The organism is Streptomyces aurantiacus JA 4570, from assembly GCF_000414115.1.
GTDB lineage: Bacteria > Actinomycetota > Actinomycetes > Streptomycetales > Streptomycetaceae > Streptomyces > Streptomyces aurantiacus_A.
Genome location: NZ_AOPZ01000023.1, coordinates 1 through 16,689 on the forward strand (window position 1 = coordinate 1; position 16,689 = coordinate 16,689).

Annotated in this window: 14 protein-coding genes; 9 read left to right on the top strand and 5 right to left on the bottom strand. The window is 74.0% G+C overall.

The window, feature by feature from the left end; translation table 11 throughout:
• The 3 genes from STRAU_RS03330 to STRAU_RS03340 all read left to right on the top strand — a co-directional run.
• Positions 1–1,556 (top strand): beta-ketoacyl [acyl carrier protein] synthase domain-containing protein (locus STRAU_RS03330; protein WP_162473214.1); only part of this gene is annotated, 1,556 nt, incomplete at its 5' end.
• On the top strand, positions 1,553–2,773 hold the full coding sequence (gene redW / locus STRAU_RS03335) for an L-prolyl-[peptidyl-carrier protein] dehydrogenase (protein ID WP_016638815.1): 1,221 nt from the start codon (positions 1,553–1,555) through the stop codon (positions 2,771–2,773). The genes STRAU_RS03330 and redW, both read left to right, overlap by 4 nt.
• Positions 2,774–2,842: 69 nt before the next feature.
• Complete coding sequence (locus STRAU_RS03340) at positions 2,843–3,208, top strand: hypothetical protein (RefSeq protein WP_016638816.1); 366 nt, start codon at positions 2,843–2,845, stop codon at positions 3,206–3,208.
• Positions 3,209–3,300: 92 nt separating this feature from the next.
• Here the strand turns inward: STRAU_RS03340 and STRAU_RS03345 are convergent, their stop codons facing one another.
• From STRAU_RS03345 to STRAU_RS03365, 5 genes are all read right to left on the bottom strand, one after another.
• Positions 3,301–3,975 (bottom strand): response regulator transcription factor, encoded by a 675-nt coding sequence (locus tag STRAU_RS03345; protein ID WP_016638817.1) that lies wholly within the window; start codon positions 3,973–3,975, stop codon positions 3,301–3,303.
• Between the two features lie 417 nt (positions 3,976–4,392).
• The gene (locus tag STRAU_RS03350; protein ID WP_016638818.1) at positions 4,393–5,667 is read right to left on the bottom strand and encodes a hypothetical protein; all 1,275 of its coding nucleotides are present in this window, start codon (positions 5,665–5,667) and stop codon (positions 4,393–4,395) included.
• A 13-nt stretch (positions 5,668–5,680) separates the two neighbouring features.
• Positions 5,681–6,442: a 4'-phosphopantetheinyl transferase family protein gene (locus tag STRAU_RS03355; protein WP_016638819.1), complete on the bottom strand. Its 762-nt coding sequence runs from the start codon at positions 6,440–6,442 to the stop codon at positions 5,681–5,683.
• Positions 6,443–6,449: 7 nt separating this feature from the next.
• Positions 6,450–7,340 carry a DUF6206 family protein gene (locus STRAU_RS03360; RefSeq protein WP_016638820.1) on the bottom strand — a complete coding sequence of 297 codons (891 nt, stop codon included), beginning with the start codon at positions 7,338–7,340 and terminating at the stop codon, positions 6,450–6,452.
• Positions 7,341–7,428: 88 nt separating this feature from the next.
• The gene (locus STRAU_RS03365) at positions 7,429–8,691 is read right to left on the bottom strand and encodes a beta-ketoacyl-[acyl-carrier-protein] synthase family protein (RefSeq protein ID WP_052028932.1); all 1,263 of its coding nucleotides are present in this window, start codon (positions 8,689–8,691) and stop codon (positions 7,429–7,431) included.
• A 418-nt stretch (positions 8,692–9,109) separates the two neighbouring features.
• Between STRAU_RS03365 and STRAU_RS03370 the strand changes: the two genes are divergently transcribed.
• The 6 genes from STRAU_RS03370 to STRAU_RS03395 form a co-directional block, all read left to right on the top strand.
• Positions 9,110–10,141 carry a beta-ketoacyl-ACP synthase III gene (locus STRAU_RS03370; RefSeq protein WP_016638824.1) on the top strand — a complete coding sequence of 344 codons (1,032 nt, stop codon included), beginning with the start codon at positions 9,110–9,112 and terminating at the stop codon, positions 10,139–10,141.
• A gap of 37 nt (positions 10,142–10,178) precedes the next feature.
• Positions 10,179–10,460: an acyl carrier protein gene (locus STRAU_RS03375; RefSeq protein ID WP_016638825.1), complete on the top strand. Its 282-nt coding sequence runs from the start codon at positions 10,179–10,181 to the stop codon at positions 10,458–10,460.
• A gap of 7 nt (positions 10,461–10,467) precedes the next feature.
• A complete protein-coding gene (locus STRAU_RS03380; RefSeq protein WP_016638826.1) occupies positions 10,468–10,761 on the top strand; it encodes an acyl carrier protein in 294 nt (97 codons plus the stop codon).
• Positions 10,758–12,608, top strand: a complete 1,851-nt coding sequence (locus tag STRAU_RS03385; protein ID WP_016638827.1) for an aminotransferase class I/II-fold pyridoxal phosphate-dependent enzyme — start codon at positions 10,758–10,760, stop codon at positions 12,606–12,608. The genes STRAU_RS03380 and STRAU_RS03385 overlap by 4 nt, the downstream gene beginning before the upstream one ends.
• A gap of 5 nt (positions 12,609–12,613) precedes the next feature.
• Entirely contained in the window at positions 12,614–14,296 is a 1,683-nt protein-coding gene (locus tag STRAU_RS03390) for a D-alanine--poly(phosphoribitol) ligase (RefSeq protein WP_052028931.1), read from the top strand.
• A gap of 11 nt (positions 14,297–14,307) precedes the next feature.
• Positions 14,308–16,689, top strand: a 2,382-nt coding sequence (locus tag STRAU_RS03395; RefSeq protein ID WP_037657298.1) for an AMP-binding protein, incomplete at its 3' end; no start/stop codon positions are given.

Genomic DNA, 16,689 nt, shown 5'->3' on the forward strand with positions numbered 1-16,689 from the left:
GGCCCCGGGGCCGCCCCCGGAGTACGTGGGCAGCCGCCGCGCGCGCCGCGCCGGTCGCCGTCGTCGGGCTCGGCGGGCGCTTCGCCGGGGCCCCGGACGCCCGCGGGTTCTGGCATGTCGTGCGCTCGGGCCGTACCCGCATCGGACCGGTGCCGGACGCGGTCCTCGACCGGGAGCTGTACCACTCCCCCGGCTCCCTCAGCCTCACCCACACGTACACCGACCAGGGCGGCCACGTACCCCTGCCCGAGGAGCCGCCCGAGGACCTCGCGGTGCTCCCGCAGCGCTACGCCGCGCTCGACGGCGCGCAGCGGCTCGCGCTCACCGTCGCCGCGGAACTGTTCGCGGCGTACCACCCCTTCGCGGGACACGGACCGGCGCAGCGGCCGGAGCGGGGCGGGCGCGGCGTGGTCGCCATCGGCGGCACGCTGGGGCCCGCGCGGGAGCGGCACGCCCACACGGACCTCGTCCTCGGCGGCCTGGACGACACGCTCACGGGACTCGCCGCACTGGACGGGCTCTCCGCCCTGCAGAAGAAGCGGCTCCTGGAACGGCTCCGCGAGCGGACCGCCCGGGGCGACGACGGCCTGCCGCCCGCGCTCCTCGACGGCTGTCTCGCCAGCGGCGTCGCCGCGCTGCTCGCCAACGAGTACGGTCTGCGCGCGGTGCCCCTCGCCGTGGAGGCGGCCTGCGCGTCCTCGCTCGCCGCACTGGACATCGCCGTCGGCGCGCTGCGCTCGGGCACGGCGGACTACGCGGTGGCGGGCGGCGTCGAACTGGCCTGCAACGTACGGGACATGGTGCTGTGCTCGGCACTCGGTCTCCTCTCGCACAGCAGGAACGCCCCGTTCGACGCGGGCGCCGACGGGTTCACACCCGGCGACGGCTGCGGGCTCTTCCTGCTGAAGCGGTACGACGACGCGCTGCGCGACGGCGACACGATCCACGGCCTGATCCGCGGCGTCGGCGCCTCCAACGACGCCAAGTCGCTCATCGCCCCCGATGTCGCGGGCCAGGTCCGCGCCATGCAACGCGCCTTCGCCCAGGTCGACTTCGAGCCGTGCACGGTCGACTACCTGGAGGCGCACGGCACCGGCACCAAGGTCGGCGACCGCGTCGAGATCGCCGCCGCGGCCCGCCTGTACGCGGGCGGCCCGCGCGCCGAACCGCTGCGCATCGGCTCGGCGAAGTCGTTCTTCGGGCACACCTTCGCGGCGGCGGGCAGCGCCGGGCTGCTGCGCACGCTGCTCGCCCTGCGGGCCGGCGCGCTGCCGCCCAACACCCTCCTGACACAACTGAATCCGGCGCTGGACCTCGGCGCCATCCCGGCCGAGATCTCCACCCGCCCCGAACCGTGGACCCGGCCGCCCGGCAGGCCGCGACGGGCGGCCGTCAGCTCCTTCGGCACGGGCGGCATCAACTACCACGTCCTCGTGGAGGAGCACCGCCAGGACCGACCGGGCCAGCCGGACCGATCGGACCCGGCAGCCCGAGCCGTCCGCCCCGTCCGACCCGACCGACGACCAGACCGCCACGAAGGGCCCCGACCGCGATGACCTTCACCTTCGGCACCGATGACCACACCGCCGCCGACACGGGCACGGATGCCGACACCGCCGAGATGTGCCGCTCGGTCGAACGCTTCGCCCAGCGTGAACTGGGCCACGTACCCCCGTCGTTGGACCGCGAGGAGTTCCGGCGGCGGTGGCGGCTCGCCGGCCGGCAGGGCCTGGTCGGCAGCGTGGTGCCGGAGGTCTACGGCGGCAGCGGCCTTGACGCGGTCACGGCCGCCGCCGTCCTGGAGGCGCTGGGCCACGGCAGCCCGGACACCGGGTTCGCGTTCTCCGTGGCCGCCCACCTGTTCGCCGCGGTGATGCCGGTCGTGGAGTTCGGCACGGAGGAGCAGAAGCACCGCTGGCTGCCCGCGCTCTGTTCGGGCGAGCGGATCGCGGCGCACGGCATCACGGAGCCGGAGGCCGGATCGGACACCCTCGCCCTGCGGACCCGGGCCGTGCGCGAGGGCGACCACTACGTCCTCGACGGGACCAAGGCGTTCACGACGAACGCGCCCGTGGCGGACGTCTTCGTGGTGCAGGCGGCGACCGCGCCCGGCGGCGGCTTCTTCGGCCTGACGGCGTTCGTCGTCGAGGCCGGCACGCCGGGGCTCACGGTCGGGCCTCCGTACGACAAGGTGGGGCTGCGCGGCTCGCCGACGGCCGATGTGCGCCTCGACGGATGCGTGGTGCCCGCGAGCCACGTCCTCGGCGCCGAGGGCGCGGGGGCCAGTGTGTTCGCGGGGTCGATGAAGTGGGAGCGCACCTGCCTGTTCGCGGCCTACCTCGGCGCGATGCGGCGCGTCCTGGACTCCACGGTCGCGTACGTCAAGGAGCGCGAGCAGTTCGGCATGCCGATCGGCGGCTTCCAGGCGGTGAGCCACCGGGTCGTCGACATGACGCTGACGCTGGAGTCGGCGCGGCTGCTGCTGTACAAGGCGGCGCGGGGTCTCGCGCGGGGCAGTGAGGACGAGGTCGCGCCCGCCCTCGCGAAGCTCGCCGTGAGCGAGGCCGCCGTACGGATCGGGCTCGACGCGGTCCAACTGCGGGGCGCCCTCGGCATCCTGACGGGCGGTGACGCCGAGGCACTGCTGCGGGACGCGCTTCCGTCGCGCATCTTCTCCGGAACGAACGAGATCCAGAAGAACAACATCGCCCGCGCCCTCGGCCTGAGCGGCACCCGCCGCACGGGCCGCCGGGGCGCGAACGGCAGCAGCTGACCGACAACGGCGGCCGCCGACCGGCCAGGCCCCAGCACCCACCTCTCAGTTGACGGGATGTCATACGCCATGTCCTTCGCCACCCCGCCGAGCGGCACCGGAGCGTCCCCCGCCACGGCCGTCCTCGTACACCGCATCCGCCTTCACGAGGGCGTGGACCCGGAGCGCTTCGAGTCCTGGGTCCGGGAGGTCGACTACGCGACCTGCCCGCGGCTGCCCGCCGTCGTGTCGTTCGCCGTGCAGCGCGTCACGGACGCCGAGGCCGCCGCGCCCGGCGAGTACTTCGAGATCATCGAAGTGACCGGCCGCGCGGACTTCGAGCGCGATATGCGGTCGGAACCCTTTCTCCGGCTCGTCGCCGATTTCGACAAGATGGCCACTGTGGTGGCCGAGTTGACCGGCGATCGGGTCGGCTCCGGATACCGGGCCCGGTGATTTTGCGAACCGGAAAGACAAGGCGGCCGTGCCAAGAAAACCGGGCCGTCCGATGAATATCGTTCAACTTTCCCGCTCGGGCCCGGTTTTCTTCACCCTTCTTGCCCGCGGAATTCAGCGGTCCGCCCAATTGCCGCCATCAAACCGGTTTCATAAGCGATGGCGACCGCCTGGGCGCGGGTGCTCACGCCCATCTTTCGCAGCACATGGTGAACATGGGACCTGACGGTCGCGAGGGACACCGAGAGTTTCTCGGCGACTTCCGCATTGGACTTGCCCTGGGCGAGCAGCACGATCACCTCGGACTCGCGCGGGGTGAGTTCGGCCGCCATGCGCGCGGTGCGGCGCGAGCCGCCCTGCTGCGGCAGGTGCTCCAGGGTGCGCCGGGCGGCGGCCGGCATCACCATCGTGGCGCCCGCGCTGACCGTGCGCAGCACATGGATCAGGTCGTCCGCCGAAGAGTCCGGGGCGAGGACCGCTCTGACGCCTATGCACAGGGCTTCGACGGAGCGGTGCGCGGACTCGGCCTTGGCGATGAGGATGATCTTCGTCAGGGCGGCGAGCTCCGCGAGTTCGCGCTTGTCGTCCAGGCCGAGGGCCGGGGCCACCACGATCATGACGTGGGGCGCCATCTCGGCGACGGCCGCGGCGGATTCACGGCCGGTGGTGTAGCCCGTGACGTCGATGTCCGGCTGCTGATCGAGCAGCGCGCGCATCGCCGCGGACATGATCGACTCGTCGCAGCACACCAGGACGCGGATCTTCATGAGTCGCCGCCTCACCGCATCTCGTGCGGCAGCGGGCCGCCGCGCCGGTCGCAACGGACTGCGCCTCCCGTCACGGCATCACGCCCGGCCGGACCGGCCTCCCCAGCCCTACGGTGACACCCCGAACGTGCTCCTTGCAGCAGTTCCCCATCTCGCCGCCCCCCTGTGAATGACACGACCATGTGCCTTCGGGTACCCCTCGTCGCCGCTGCCCGTAATCGCATCCGTCAACGCATCCATCTGCTGTTCGAATCCACGCTTTCCCTGCCCCGCTTCCTCCTCTACCTGCGTATCGGGGCAGGCCCGCGGGTGCGGCATATTCCGTCCGCACTGCAACAGTATGTGGGCGCAACTGGTCTCTGGGCGAGCTTTATAGGAAGAACCCTGAAAATGGCTCGAAACGGCGCGGAGTGAATCTCAGATCGTCCGCAGGGATGCCTCCGCAGGGCGTCGCGGTGAGGCCGGGAACTCGGCGGCGGGCCACCCGAGACGGCTCATGAAGAAGGAACGCCCCGGAATGCCGAGCCTCGACTGGAGGGCGGTGCGCAGATCGTCGTGCTGGAGTACGACACTCACGGGGTGCAGGGCGAGCCCCGCGTCCGTGGCGCACAGCCAGTAATCGGCCAGTCGCGCACCGCCCTTGACGGCGTCCGCGAGCGTCGGTGCCGTCCGCGCGAAGCTCATGGCGACCACGACGGGAGTGGGCCGTACGAGGTGGGCGAGTTGGTGGGCGAGGAGGCGGTGGTAGCCGACGTGGCTCAGGATCCGCATCGTCGCGGGCGCGAGGGCGGCGCGCATGAACCGCCGCCGCGGCCGGGACAGCGGCCCGAAGAGCCGGTCGAGGGCGAACCCGTCACCGCGCGCGGCGGCCTCGGCCTCGGTGGGCCGCAGATACGCGTGGGTCTCGCGCCAGGCCGCGCGGTGCCGGAAGTCCCGGCCGCCGTGCCGGGCGACGAAGTCCGCGAACGCCGCGCGGTCGGTGCCCGAGGTCAGATGCCGTACGGTCACGTCCGCGCCGCGCGCCGCGGCGGCACCCGACGGGGCCAACAGGCCGTCCAGAAGGGCGGGTTGGACGGGCCGGGGAAGGTAGGGGGCGCGGTTGGTGAGGCGCGCCCGCGCCGTGGCGTGCAGGGCGCGCAGCTCCTCGGCGTGTTCGGCGCCCACGGGGGTGCCGCGCAGCCGGACGACGGACAGGGCGGCCCAGGACCGGGGCCAGGCGCTGCCGGGCAGCTCGGCGCCGCCCACCGGCTCCCCCTCCGCCGGGCCCTCCGCGCAGTGCAGGGCGTCGACGGTCCAGCCCTGGGCGTCCAGGGCGCGCAGCAGAAGCTGCCAGTAGAGGCCGCAGCTCAGCAGCATCTCCACGGCGTGGGCGGGCAGGGCCCGCAGACTCCGGTCGCGGTCGAGGCCGAGGACGAGCCAGCGGTACCTTCCGTCGCCGCCGTCGGCCTCCTCGCCGGGCTTCCCGGCGCGCTCCCGGCCGCCGGGCCCCGCGCCCACCAGCCGCGCGGCCGCCGCGCGGGACTCCGGGCTTCTGGCCCACGCCACGGTCCAGGGCTGGCAGTTGTGGGAGGAGGGGCTCAGGGCGGCGATCCGGGCGGCGGTGCGCAGGGCGGCGCCGAAGTCGGCGGGCGCGGCGGGAGTGGGGGCCGTGGTGGGGTCGCCGCCGGCGGACGCGGCCCGGTCTGTGGTCATCGTCGTGTTCTCCTCAGCTCCACACGAGGGCAAGTGAGTAGCCGTCGACCTCTCTGGCCCAGCTGTCCAGGCGGGCCGCGTCGGCCGTGGGGGCGTGCCGGCGCAGGCCGGGGCCGGGACGCCAGCAGAAGCGGCCGTCGGGGTGCCAGGCGGTGAGTTCGACCTCCCGGGTGTCGACGCGCAGGCCGAAGCCGAAGTGTTTGAGCACGGCCTCCTTGCAGGCCCAGCGCAGCGACAGCGGCATGGTGTCGAGCACCGGGCAGCCTGGGGCCGCGGGGGTCAGCAACTCCGCGAGTGCTCGCGGTACTTGGCGGGTGCGTTCGAGGTCGACGCCGAGCGTACGGGGGCCGCAGGCGGCCACCGCCAGGTCGCCCGAGTGCGTGAGGCCGACCTCCACGGGGGCGTTCACGGTGGGCTTGCCGGCGCGGATGCCCCGGGCCACCGCGCCGACGCTGACATCACGGGTGCCGACGCACATCCCGCCGTGCCGCCGCAGATAGGCGCTCACGCCGTGCTTCACGGCGAGGCGCCCGGCCATCCACTCCACGCGCCGTTTGGGCACGGGGAGTTCGGCGGCGCGGGCGCACTCCTCGGCGTTGAGGTGGCGTTTCTGGATCGCCGCGCGGTCGGCGTCGTCCCGCTCCCGTATCCAGGCGATGGACACCACGGCGAGGGTCAGCGGACCGCGTGCGTGGGTCACGCGCAGGGGGCGGGCGGGGTCGAGGACGACGCTGTCGTCGAGCCCGGGTGCGACGGCTCGGGCGAGGAGGGCCATGCGCGGTTCAGCGGGCCACGGGCGGCGGCAGCAGGAAGGGGTAGGGACGGCGGCGCACCTTGCGGTGCCAGAGGCGGTCGGCGGCGCGCAGCCGCTGGATCAGCTCCCACATCCGCGCGTCGCCGCGGTAGTACGCGGCGACCTCCTCGGCCGTGAGGGGCTGCGCGAGGCGGGCGTTGGCCTGCTCCAGGAACGCGGGGACAAGGCTGTCGAGGCGTTCCTTGTGGAGGTTGCCGAGGAAGTCGAGGAGCACGCCGCGGGGCTCGTAGAACTTGTCGAAGATCGAGGTGGCCATGGAGAGCCGCACGGCGTCGCGCAGGACCCACGGCAGCGACGTGAAGAAGAGGCGTACGTCGAGGCGTTCCCGGCCGCGGGTGTCGCGCATCAGCGGTGTGGTGACGTCCAGGTAGGTCAACTCGCCGTCCATGTCTATCCAGTTGGACGCCTGTGCGTCCAGGCCGAGCCCGTGGTGCACGGTGGCGTGGACGCGGTCGAGGAAGCGGGCGAAGAAGTTCTTCGCCCAGACGTCGTCCTCGGTGTGCAGCAGCCGGGAACACAGCCGCTCGGACGGCAGCTCGCGCTGCACGCAGTACGCGGTGACGCGCCCGGACGGCGCGCGGGTGTGCCACACCTCGGTGGGCGCGACGGTGAGCCCCCGCTCCGCCAGGCGGCGCAGATACTCGTCGAGCGACCTGCGGTAGCTCTCGAAGCGGGCCGGGTCCGAGAAGGCGGGAAGCCGCTTGCAGGCGAACGACCCCGCCTCGGTGCGCAGCCGCAGCACGAGGGTGATCTCGCCGTAGCCGAGCACGTCGAGGGCGCTGTCGTCCGTGGTGTGCAGGGCCTGCCGGACCTGCGACTCCAGCTGTTCCAGGGCGGTGTGCGGGACGGTGAAGGTCATGGGGTGCGCTCACTCTCGTGTCCGGTGGACCAGGAGCCGGTGGGCCGGGGGCCGGTGGGCCCGGAGCTGGTGGCCCGGGCGGCGCGGCTCACGCCGCCGTCACCACCAGGACGGCGTTCTGGCCGCCGAAGCCGAAGGAGTTGCTGACGGCCACGCCCAGCTCGCGCCGGCGCGGGGCGCCGGTGACGAGGTCGAGGTCGATGTCGGGGTCCTGGTGGCGGAGGTTGGCGGTCGGCGGCACGGTGCCGTGCTGCACGGCGAGGACGGTCAGCGCGGCCTCGATCGCGCCGGCCGCGCCGAGGGTGTGCCCGAGCACGCCCTTCGTGGAGGTGACGGCGGCGCCCGCCCCGAGGAACTTGCGAAGGACCGCCGCCTCGGCCGCGTCGTTGAGCGGCGTGGACGTGCCGTGCGCGTTGACGTGGTCGACCTCGTCCGGCATGACCCCGGCCCGCGCGAGCGCCGTGCGCAGCGCGAGGAGCACGCCGGTGCCCTGCGGGTCGGGCGCGGTCATGTGGTGGGCGTCGGCCGACGCGCCGTACCCGGCGATGCGGGCCCGGACGGTGGCGCCCCGCGCGCGGGCGTCGGCCGCGCGTTCCAGGACGAGCATGCCGCTGCCCTCGCCGATGACGAACCCGTCCCGGTCCCGGTCGAACGGCCGGGAGGCCGCCGCGGGTTCGCCGACCCGCCGGGACAGCGCGCCCATCTGCGCGAAGCCCGTCACCATCAGCGGGGTCACGCCAGCCTCGCCGCCGCCCGCGATCACCACGTCGCAGCTTCCGTCGCGCAGCAGGGCGAGCGCCGTGCCGATCGCGGTGGCACCGGACGCGCAGGCCGTCGCGGTGACGAGGTTCGGCCCGGTCGCCCCCAGGTCCATGGCGAGGTGCCCGGCGACCATGTTCGGTACGAGCATGGGGATCAGCAGCGCGGACACCGCCTGCGGTCCCTCGTCGAGGAGGCGGCGGTGCTGGGCCTCCCAGGTCGCGACCCCGCCGAGGCCGCAGCCCACGACGACGCCGACGCGGGCGCCGTCCCAGGTCCGCGGGTCGAGGCCGCTGTCCGTGACGGCCTCGCGCGCGGCGGCGATCGACAGCTGGCTGAACCGGTCGTGCGTCAACGAGCTGCGCCGGCCCACGTGTTGGCGCGCGGAGAAGCCGGGCACGGTGCAGGAGATGTCCACGGGCAGCCCCGCGAGCCCCGGGTCGGTGGCGGCGGCGGACTCCCCCCGGCACACCCCGTCCCAGGTGGCGTCCACGCCGATGCCCGCGGCGGTGACGAGCCCCAGGCCGGTGACGGCGACGGCGTCCGCCTCGGGGGCGGATCCGCCCACCGTCCCGGTCGTGTCGCCGGGCATCGCCGCGTCCTCGTCCGGACCGGCCGCCCTGTCGTGCGTCGCGCTCATGGAATGCGCCCCACCTCTCGGTCGCCTGGCGTCGAGTCTGCGGGCCGCGCCTGACCGGCCACGCCGCCGGACGCTGACCGATGACTGACCGCGCGGCCACGCGGGCGCCCCGGCACGGCGCGGCGGGGCCCGATCAGCGAGCGGTCAGCGGGCCGTCAGCATGCGTGACCGTGTCCCGTCAGCCCACCCGGCGAGACTCGATGTCCTCGGCACCGCGTCACCGCGAGGCCCTGATCACGTACACACACCCTCATGTACGTACGCGGACCTTCACGTACGTACGCGGACACCGAGCCACCACGAAGCCGCACCGCGGCACCACCACCGCACCGCACCAACGTCCTGCCGTCCCGGAGACCGAGGAGCACGTGTGACCGCACCCCCACCGAGCCGACCGCCGCTGCACCGGGCCGCGGTGCTCACCGGGGTCGGCGGCTGTCTGCCGCCGACCGCCGTCAGCAACGACGAACTGGCCGCGCGCCTCCACACCTCCGACGCCTGGATCCGCTCCCGCACCGGGATCCGGCAGCGGTACGTCGCCACGCCCGGCACCGCCACCTCCGACCTCGCCGTGGGCGCGGGCGCCAAGGCCCTCAAGTCGTCGGGCACGCCCGATGTGGACGCCGTGCTGCTCGCCACCACCACACCCGACCGGCCGTGTCCGGCGACCGCGCCCGCCGTCGCGGCCCGGCTCGGCCTGACCGGCACCGCCGCCTTCGACGTGTCCGCGGTCTGCACGGGCTTCGTGTACGCGCTGGCCACCGCGGCCGGGCTGATCGCCACCGGCGCCGCCGAACGCGTCCTGGTGATCGGCGCGGAGACGTTCTCCACCCTGCTCGACCCGGACGACCGCGCCACCTCGGTGATCTTCGGCGACGGCGCGGGGGCGGTGGTGCTGCGCGCCGGCGACCCCGCCGAGCCGGGCGCGCTCGGCCCGTTCGACCTGGGCAGCGACGGTGGCCGTGAGGACCTGATCACGGTGGCGGCGGGCGGCTCGCGGCAGCGTCTGTCCGGCGTCGCGCCGAAGTCCGCCGACCGCTACTTCGCCATGGACGGCAAGGACGTGTTCCGGCACGCGGTGCAGCGCATGTCCGCGTCGGCGCGGGCGGTCCTGGCGCGCGCCGGGTGGGCGCCCGATGACGTCGACCACCTGGTCGGCCACCAGGCCAACCTGCGCATCACCAACCACGTGGCCGACGAGGTGGGCATCCCGCGGCCGCGCTGCTTCAGCAACATCGCCGACGTCGGCAACACCGCCGCCGCCTCCATCCCGCTCGCCCTCGACCAGGCCCACGCCGACGGCGTCCTGCGGGCGGGCGGACGGGTGCTGCTCACCGCGTTCGGCGGCGGGCTCACCTGGGGGTCGACGGTGCTGACCTGGCCGCTGCTCGACCGCACCTGACGACCTCGCCCGCCCGACGCCCGACAAGGAGAACCGCATGAGCGAGACGTACGACAGGCTGGTCGATCTGCTGGTCGACCGTTTCGAGGTGGATCGCGGGGAGATCGGCCCCGACACCAGGTTCGAGGATCTCGACATGGACTCGCTGTTCCTGGTCGAGCTGCTCCTCGTCATCCAGTCCGAGTTCAAGGTCGATGTCGGCGAGGACGCGGCGACCCCGGGCGACACGGTCACGGCGGTGGCCGAACTCATCGACGGGCGGCGCGTCCTGGCCGCCCGGAGCGCCCCCGCGGCGTCGTCGACCGGAGAGCGAGCGTAGGGCGGCCATGACCACCGAACAGTCGATCATCAACTACATCGCCGACGTCTGGCTCGACGGCGACACCGAAGGGCTCGACTCCGACCTGCCCATCGCCGAGCTGAACATCATCGACTCGGCCGGGATCTTCGACCTCGTGCACTACCTGCAGAGCGACTTCCGCATCACCGTTCCGCTGCAGGACATCTCCCCGGCGAACTTCCGGACCGTCGACTCGATCGCCGCGCTCGTCGAACGGCTGCGGACCGGCGGAGCGGCCCTGCGGGCCGGAGAGGCCGCCGAAGGGGAGAGTGTGCGATGACCGATGTCGCGGAAGGCACCGTCCACCGGCAGATCGTGGACATCGTGGCGTCACGGACGCTGTACGACGAGTCGTATCTGCTGCCCGACAGCCACTTCGAGGCCGAGCTCGGCATCGACTCCGTCATCTACGAGTCGATCCTCGCCACGGTGCGCGAGCGCTTCGCCCTCGACGAGGCGCTGCCCGCGGGCCTGTCGACGATCGGCGAACTCACCGCCGCCGTCCAGGAGGCGCTGGCGGGCGGCGGCGAGACCGCCGACCCCGTGCGGGAGGCCGTCCTCCGGGCCGCCATGCGCCACACCCAGTACGCACGCGAACAGCTGCCCCTCGACGCCGACTTCGAGGGCGAGCTCGGCATCGACTCGGTGGTCCTCGTCTCGGTCGTCGCCGACTGCGCCCGCGAACTCGCCCTGCCCGACGACCTCGCGGGCACGGTCACGGCGCCGACCCTGCGCGACCTCATCGCCGAGCTGCGCGGCCGGCTGACCGCGCCGACGCACGACGTACCCGGCGCGCGTGAGGCGCACGACGAACCCGGCGAGCCCGACGAGCACCACCCCCCGCTTCCCGCGTCCGGCGAGTCCCCGTGGGACAGCCGCTCCATGAAGGACTTCGTGGAGCAGCGCGACGGCGACCTGTTCGCCAAGGCCCGCAGCTTCCGCACCTACTTGCGCGGCCGCGAGGCCGAGCGCCTCTACTGGTACGGGATGCCGCTGCACTCCCGCTGCGGCAGCCGGGCGCTCATCCTCGACGAACTCACGGGCCGCAAGCGCGAGTTCCTGATGTTCGCCTCCAACAACTATCTGGGCGTCGCCAACCACCCGAAGGTGATCGAGGCGGTCTGCGACGCCACCCGTACCTTCGGCGCCACGCACACCGGTTCGCGCTTCATCGGCGGCACGAACATGCTGCACAAGGAGCTGGAGCGGCGCCTCGCCGCGTTCAAGGGCCGCCCGGCGTGCGTCGTCTTCCCGGGCGGGTACGCGGCCAACCTCGGGACCATCTCCGCCCTGGTCAAGAGCTACGACACGCTGGTCGTCGACAAGCTCAACCACATGAGCATCGCCGACGGCGCCCGGCTCTCCGGCGCCGTCCGCAAGATCTACCAGCACAACGACATGGCCGACCTGGAGCGCATCCTCAAGCGCTGCGACGACCGCGCGACGGGCAAACTCATCGTCGCCGACGGTGTGTTCAGCATGCACGGCGACCTCTGCGACCTGCCCGAGATCGTCCGGCTCGGCCGGGAGTACGGCGCCCGCGTCATGGTCGACGACGCGCACGCGACGGGTGTCCTCGGCGAGCGCGGCTCCGGCACCGCCGAGCACTTCGGCCTCAAGGGCGAGGTCGACCTGGAGCTGGGCACCATGAGCAAGGCCCTCGCCGGGATGGGCGGTTTCGTCGTCGGCGAGGAGGACGTGGTCGAGTACCTGCGCTTCTACGCCAACTCGTACGTGTTCGCCGCCAACATCCCCGCCGGGGTGGCCGCCGGGCTCATCGCCTCCCTCGACGTCATCGAGGCGGAGCCGGAGCGGATCACCCGGCTCTGGTCCAACATCCGCTTCCTGCACCGCCAGCTCGCCGACGCGGGCTTCGACCTGGAGAACACCGAGAGCGCGATCCTGCCGCTCGTCATCGGGGACGAGCGCCGGGCGATGGAGATGGGCCGGGCCGTGCGGGCCCGCGGCCTGTTCTGCCAGACGGTGGTGTTCCCGGGCGTGCCGCTGGGCGACGCGCGGCTGCGGGTCAGCGTCACCTGCGAGCACACCCGCGAGGACCTGGAGGCCGCGGCCGGCATCTTCGTCGAGGCGGCCCGCGAGACCGGCGTCCTGCCGTCGGCCGGGTGAGCGCGATGACTGCCGTGACCGCGCGGTCCGGGCAGCCGGACCACACCCGCCTCTCCGACGTGGCCCTGATCCGCGGCCCCTGGCCGCGGTCCGCCGAACAGGCCGCGCGGCCCGCCCTCGTGGGGCCCGGCGGACGCACGTACGGAGAACTCGCCGCGCACGTCGCCTCCGCCGCCTCCGGGCTGCTCGGCCTCGGCGTCGAGGTCGGCGACCGCGTGGCGATCTGGACGGACAAGCAGCCACGCTACGCCGAGGCGATCCTCGCCGCGCTGCACGCGGGCTGCGCGTACGTCCCCCTGGACGGCGGGCAGCCGGTGGCCCGCGTCGAGACGATCCTCGCGGACGCGGAGCCCGTCGCGCTCTTCACGGACCGCCGTCGGCTCGCCGCGCTGGCGGGCAGGCCGCTGCCCGCGTCGGTGCGGGTTGTGGTGCTCGCGGACGAGGAGCCGCCGGACGCGCCGGGCGGTGCACCGGGCGAACGACAGGATCCGGGTCCGGCGCCCGGCGCGGCGGCCCCCGTCGTCGGCTGGTCCGCCTTCACCTCCAGTGCCGCGGGCCACGTCGTCCTGCTGCCGCCGCTGGACCGCGACGACCTCGCGGCGATCCTGTACACCTCCGGTTCCACCGGCACCCCCAAGGGTGTGCGCGTCACGTACCGGAACCTGGCGTGCTTCATCCGGTGGGCGCGCGACGAGCTGGACGTCGGGCCCGGCGACGTGTTCGCCAACCACGCCTCGTTCAACTTCGACCTGTCGACCTTCGACCTGTTCACCGCCCTGTCGGCGGGCGCGGCCGTATGGATCGTGCCCGACGAGCGGACCCGCGACGTGGGCGCGCTCGCCGCGGGCATCCGCGAGCACCGCGTCAGTGTCTGGTACTCCGTGCCGTCGGTCCTCCACCTGCTCACGGTGTCGGGAGCGCTCACCCCCGAGACGGTGCGCGGACTTCGGTACGTCCTGTTCGCGGGCGAGGTGTTCCCGATCCCCCAACTGCGGGCGCTGGCCGGGCTGTTGCGGCCGGACACGGGCCTGTACAACCTGTACGGGCCCACCGAGACCAATGTCTGCACCTACCACCGCGTACGCCCCGAGGACCTGACGCGGCACGAACCCGTACCCATCGGCACGGCGCTGCCCGGCGCCAAGGTGTCCGTCGTCGACGACGCGGGCCGCGCGCTGCCCGGCCCCGGCGCGTTCGGCGAGCTGGTCGTCGAGGGCGACTGTGTCACTCCCGGCTACTGGCGCCGGGAGTCCGAGCCCGCCGCGGCCGGGCACCGCCAGGGCCGCCACGCCACCGGCGACCTCGTCAGCCACGAGGACGGCGCCCTGGTCTACCGGGGCCGCAAGGACCGCATGGTCAAACTCGCGGGCTACCGCGTGGAGCTGGGCGAGATCGAGGCGGCCGTGCTGCGCCACCCCGGCATCGCGCACGCCGCCGTCGTCGCCGACACCACCGGCGCCGACACCGGCGTCGCCCTGTACTTCACCCTCAACGGCGACGCCCCGCGGCCCGGACTCATCGAGCTCAAGCGGCACTGCGCCCGGTACCTGCCCCGCTACATGGTGCCGCGCACGGCCACCTGCCTGGACGAGCTGCCGCGCAACGCCAACGGCAAGACCGACTACCAGCGCCTCGGCGACGCGGCGGCCGCGTCCGCCCCCGCCCCGCGGGCCGTGCCCGGCAAGTGACGGAGACGTACATGACCCAAGGCCCGACCGAGACCCACGGCCGCGGCGGCGAGCCGCGCACCCTCGTCGCCCTCCTGCGCCACCACGCCGCGCACCGCCCGGGCGCCCTCGCGTACCGCTTCCTGGGCGGCGGCACGGACGCGCCGGGGGCCCCGGCACCCGGAACCGACGACGGCACGAGCTCCGCCGACGCGAACGGCGGACCCGGCGGCGAGCGCTCCTGGACCTACGCCGAACTCGACCTGCGGGCCCGGCACGTCGCCGCGCTGTTGCAGCACGAGGGCGCGGCGGGCGAGCCGGTGCTGCTGCTGCACCCGCCCGGCCTGGACTACATCGCGGCCTTCATGGGCTGTCTGTACGCGGGAGCCGTGGCCGTCCCCGCCTATCCGCCGGACACCCGCCGCTTCGGCCAGACCATGCCGCGGCTCGCCGCGATCGCGCGGGACTCGCGGGCCACGCACGCGCTGACGACGGGCGGGCTCTCGCGGTTCGCGGGCGACCGCAGGGACGAGCTGGCCGCGCTCGGGCTCGGCGGACTGCGGTGGCTGGTGACGGGGGGCGCGGACACGCCGACCGCGGCCGGCTGGCGCGAGCCGGACCTCACCGGCGACTCCCTCGCCTTCCTCCAGTACACCTCCGGCTCGACGTCCGCGCCCAAGGGCGTCATGGTCGGCCACGGCAATCTGCTGCACAACCTCGCCGGCATCCACCGCAGGCTGGCGCACGACGCGGATTCGGCGATGGTGTCGTGGCTGCCGCCGTACCACGACATGGGGCTGATCGGCGGCATCCTGTCGCCGCTGTACGGCGGGTTCCCCGCGCATCTGATGGCGCCCATGACGTTCGTGCGGCGCCCCCTGCTGTGGCTGGCGACCTTGTCCGACACGCGGGCGTCGACCAGTGTCGCCCCCAACTTCGGCTTCGAGGCGTGCGTCCGCAGGATCACCGACGAGGAGCGCGGGCGACTCGACCTGAGCCACTGGCGGCTCGCCCTCAACGGCGCGGAGCCGGTGCGCGCCGACACCCTGGACCGGTTCGTGGAGCGGTTCGAGCCGTGCGGGTTCCGGCGCGGCGCGCTGCTGCCCTGCTACGGCCTCGCGGAGGCCACGCTGATGGTGACGGGCGTGCGCGCCCACGAGCAGCCCGCCGTCGGGGAGTTCGACGCCGCCGCGCTCGGCGCGGGCGTGGCCACCGCCGCCTCCGGGGGGCGGGTCACACGGGTCGTCGGGTGCGGGCCCCCGGTCGACGGCGTGGACGTGGCGGTCGTGGACCCGGCCACACAGCGCCGCGTCGCGGGCGAGGGCACCGTCGGCGAGGTGTGGATCGCGGGCGGCAGCGTGGCGCGCGGCTACTGGCGCCGCCCCGACGCCACCGAGGACACCTTCCGCGCCCGGATCGAGGGCGAGCCCGGCGGGCCGTATCTGCGCACGGGCGACCTCGGCTTCCTGCGCGACGGGCAGCTCCATGTCGTCGGCCGCACCAAGGACGTCGTCATCGTGCAGGGCCGCAACCACTACCCCCACGACGTCGAACTCACCGTGGAGCGGACCGACTCCGCGGTCCGCTCGGGCTGCGGCGCCGCCTTCGCCGTCGAGGTGGACGGAGCCGAGCAGCTGGTGGTGGCGTACGAGATCGACGGGCGGCGGGCCGACGACGCGCCCGCGCTGCTCGCCCGGCTGCGCTCCGCGATCGCCGACGAGCACGAGGTCGCGCCGCACGCCGTGGTGCTCCTGAAGCGGTCCACGGTGCCCAAGACCACCAGCGGCAAGATCCAGCGCCAGGCGTGCCGCCAGGACTTCCTCGGCCTCGGCCTGAAGGTGGTGGCGGCCAGCGTCGCCCGCGAACCGCGGCGGCCGGGCGGCACGGTCGGGCGGCGGCCCGGGCAGCCGGTGGGCGCGGTGGTGGAGGAGGTGCTGGGCGCGTACGTCACGGACTCGGGTGACGCGTCAGGCGCGGCGGGCGCGGTGGGCGCGGCCGGGCGCACGTTCGCGGACCTCGGCCTGGACTACCCCCGACTCCTCGCTGTCGCGGGGGACTTGGAGCGCCGCCTCGGCGTCTCGGTCCCGGTCGGGGAACTGCTCGTACGGCCGTCTGTCGAGGCGCTGACCGAGCTGCTCGCGGAGCGGGCGCCCGCCGGGGGGACCTGGGCCCCGGACACCGTCGAGTCGTGGCTGACCGCCCGCGTCGGCGAACGCCTGGGCCTGGCACCGGAGGCGATCGACCCGGAGCGGCCGCTGGCGTCGCTCGGCCTGGACTCCAAGCAGGCCGTGGCGGTCCTGGCGGAGCTCAGCGCCCGTACCGGCCGCGAGATTCCCGCGACCGCGGTCTTCGACCACCCGACGATCCGCGCGATCGCCGCCCACCTCGCCGCCACGGGCGCGGAGGTCTCCGAG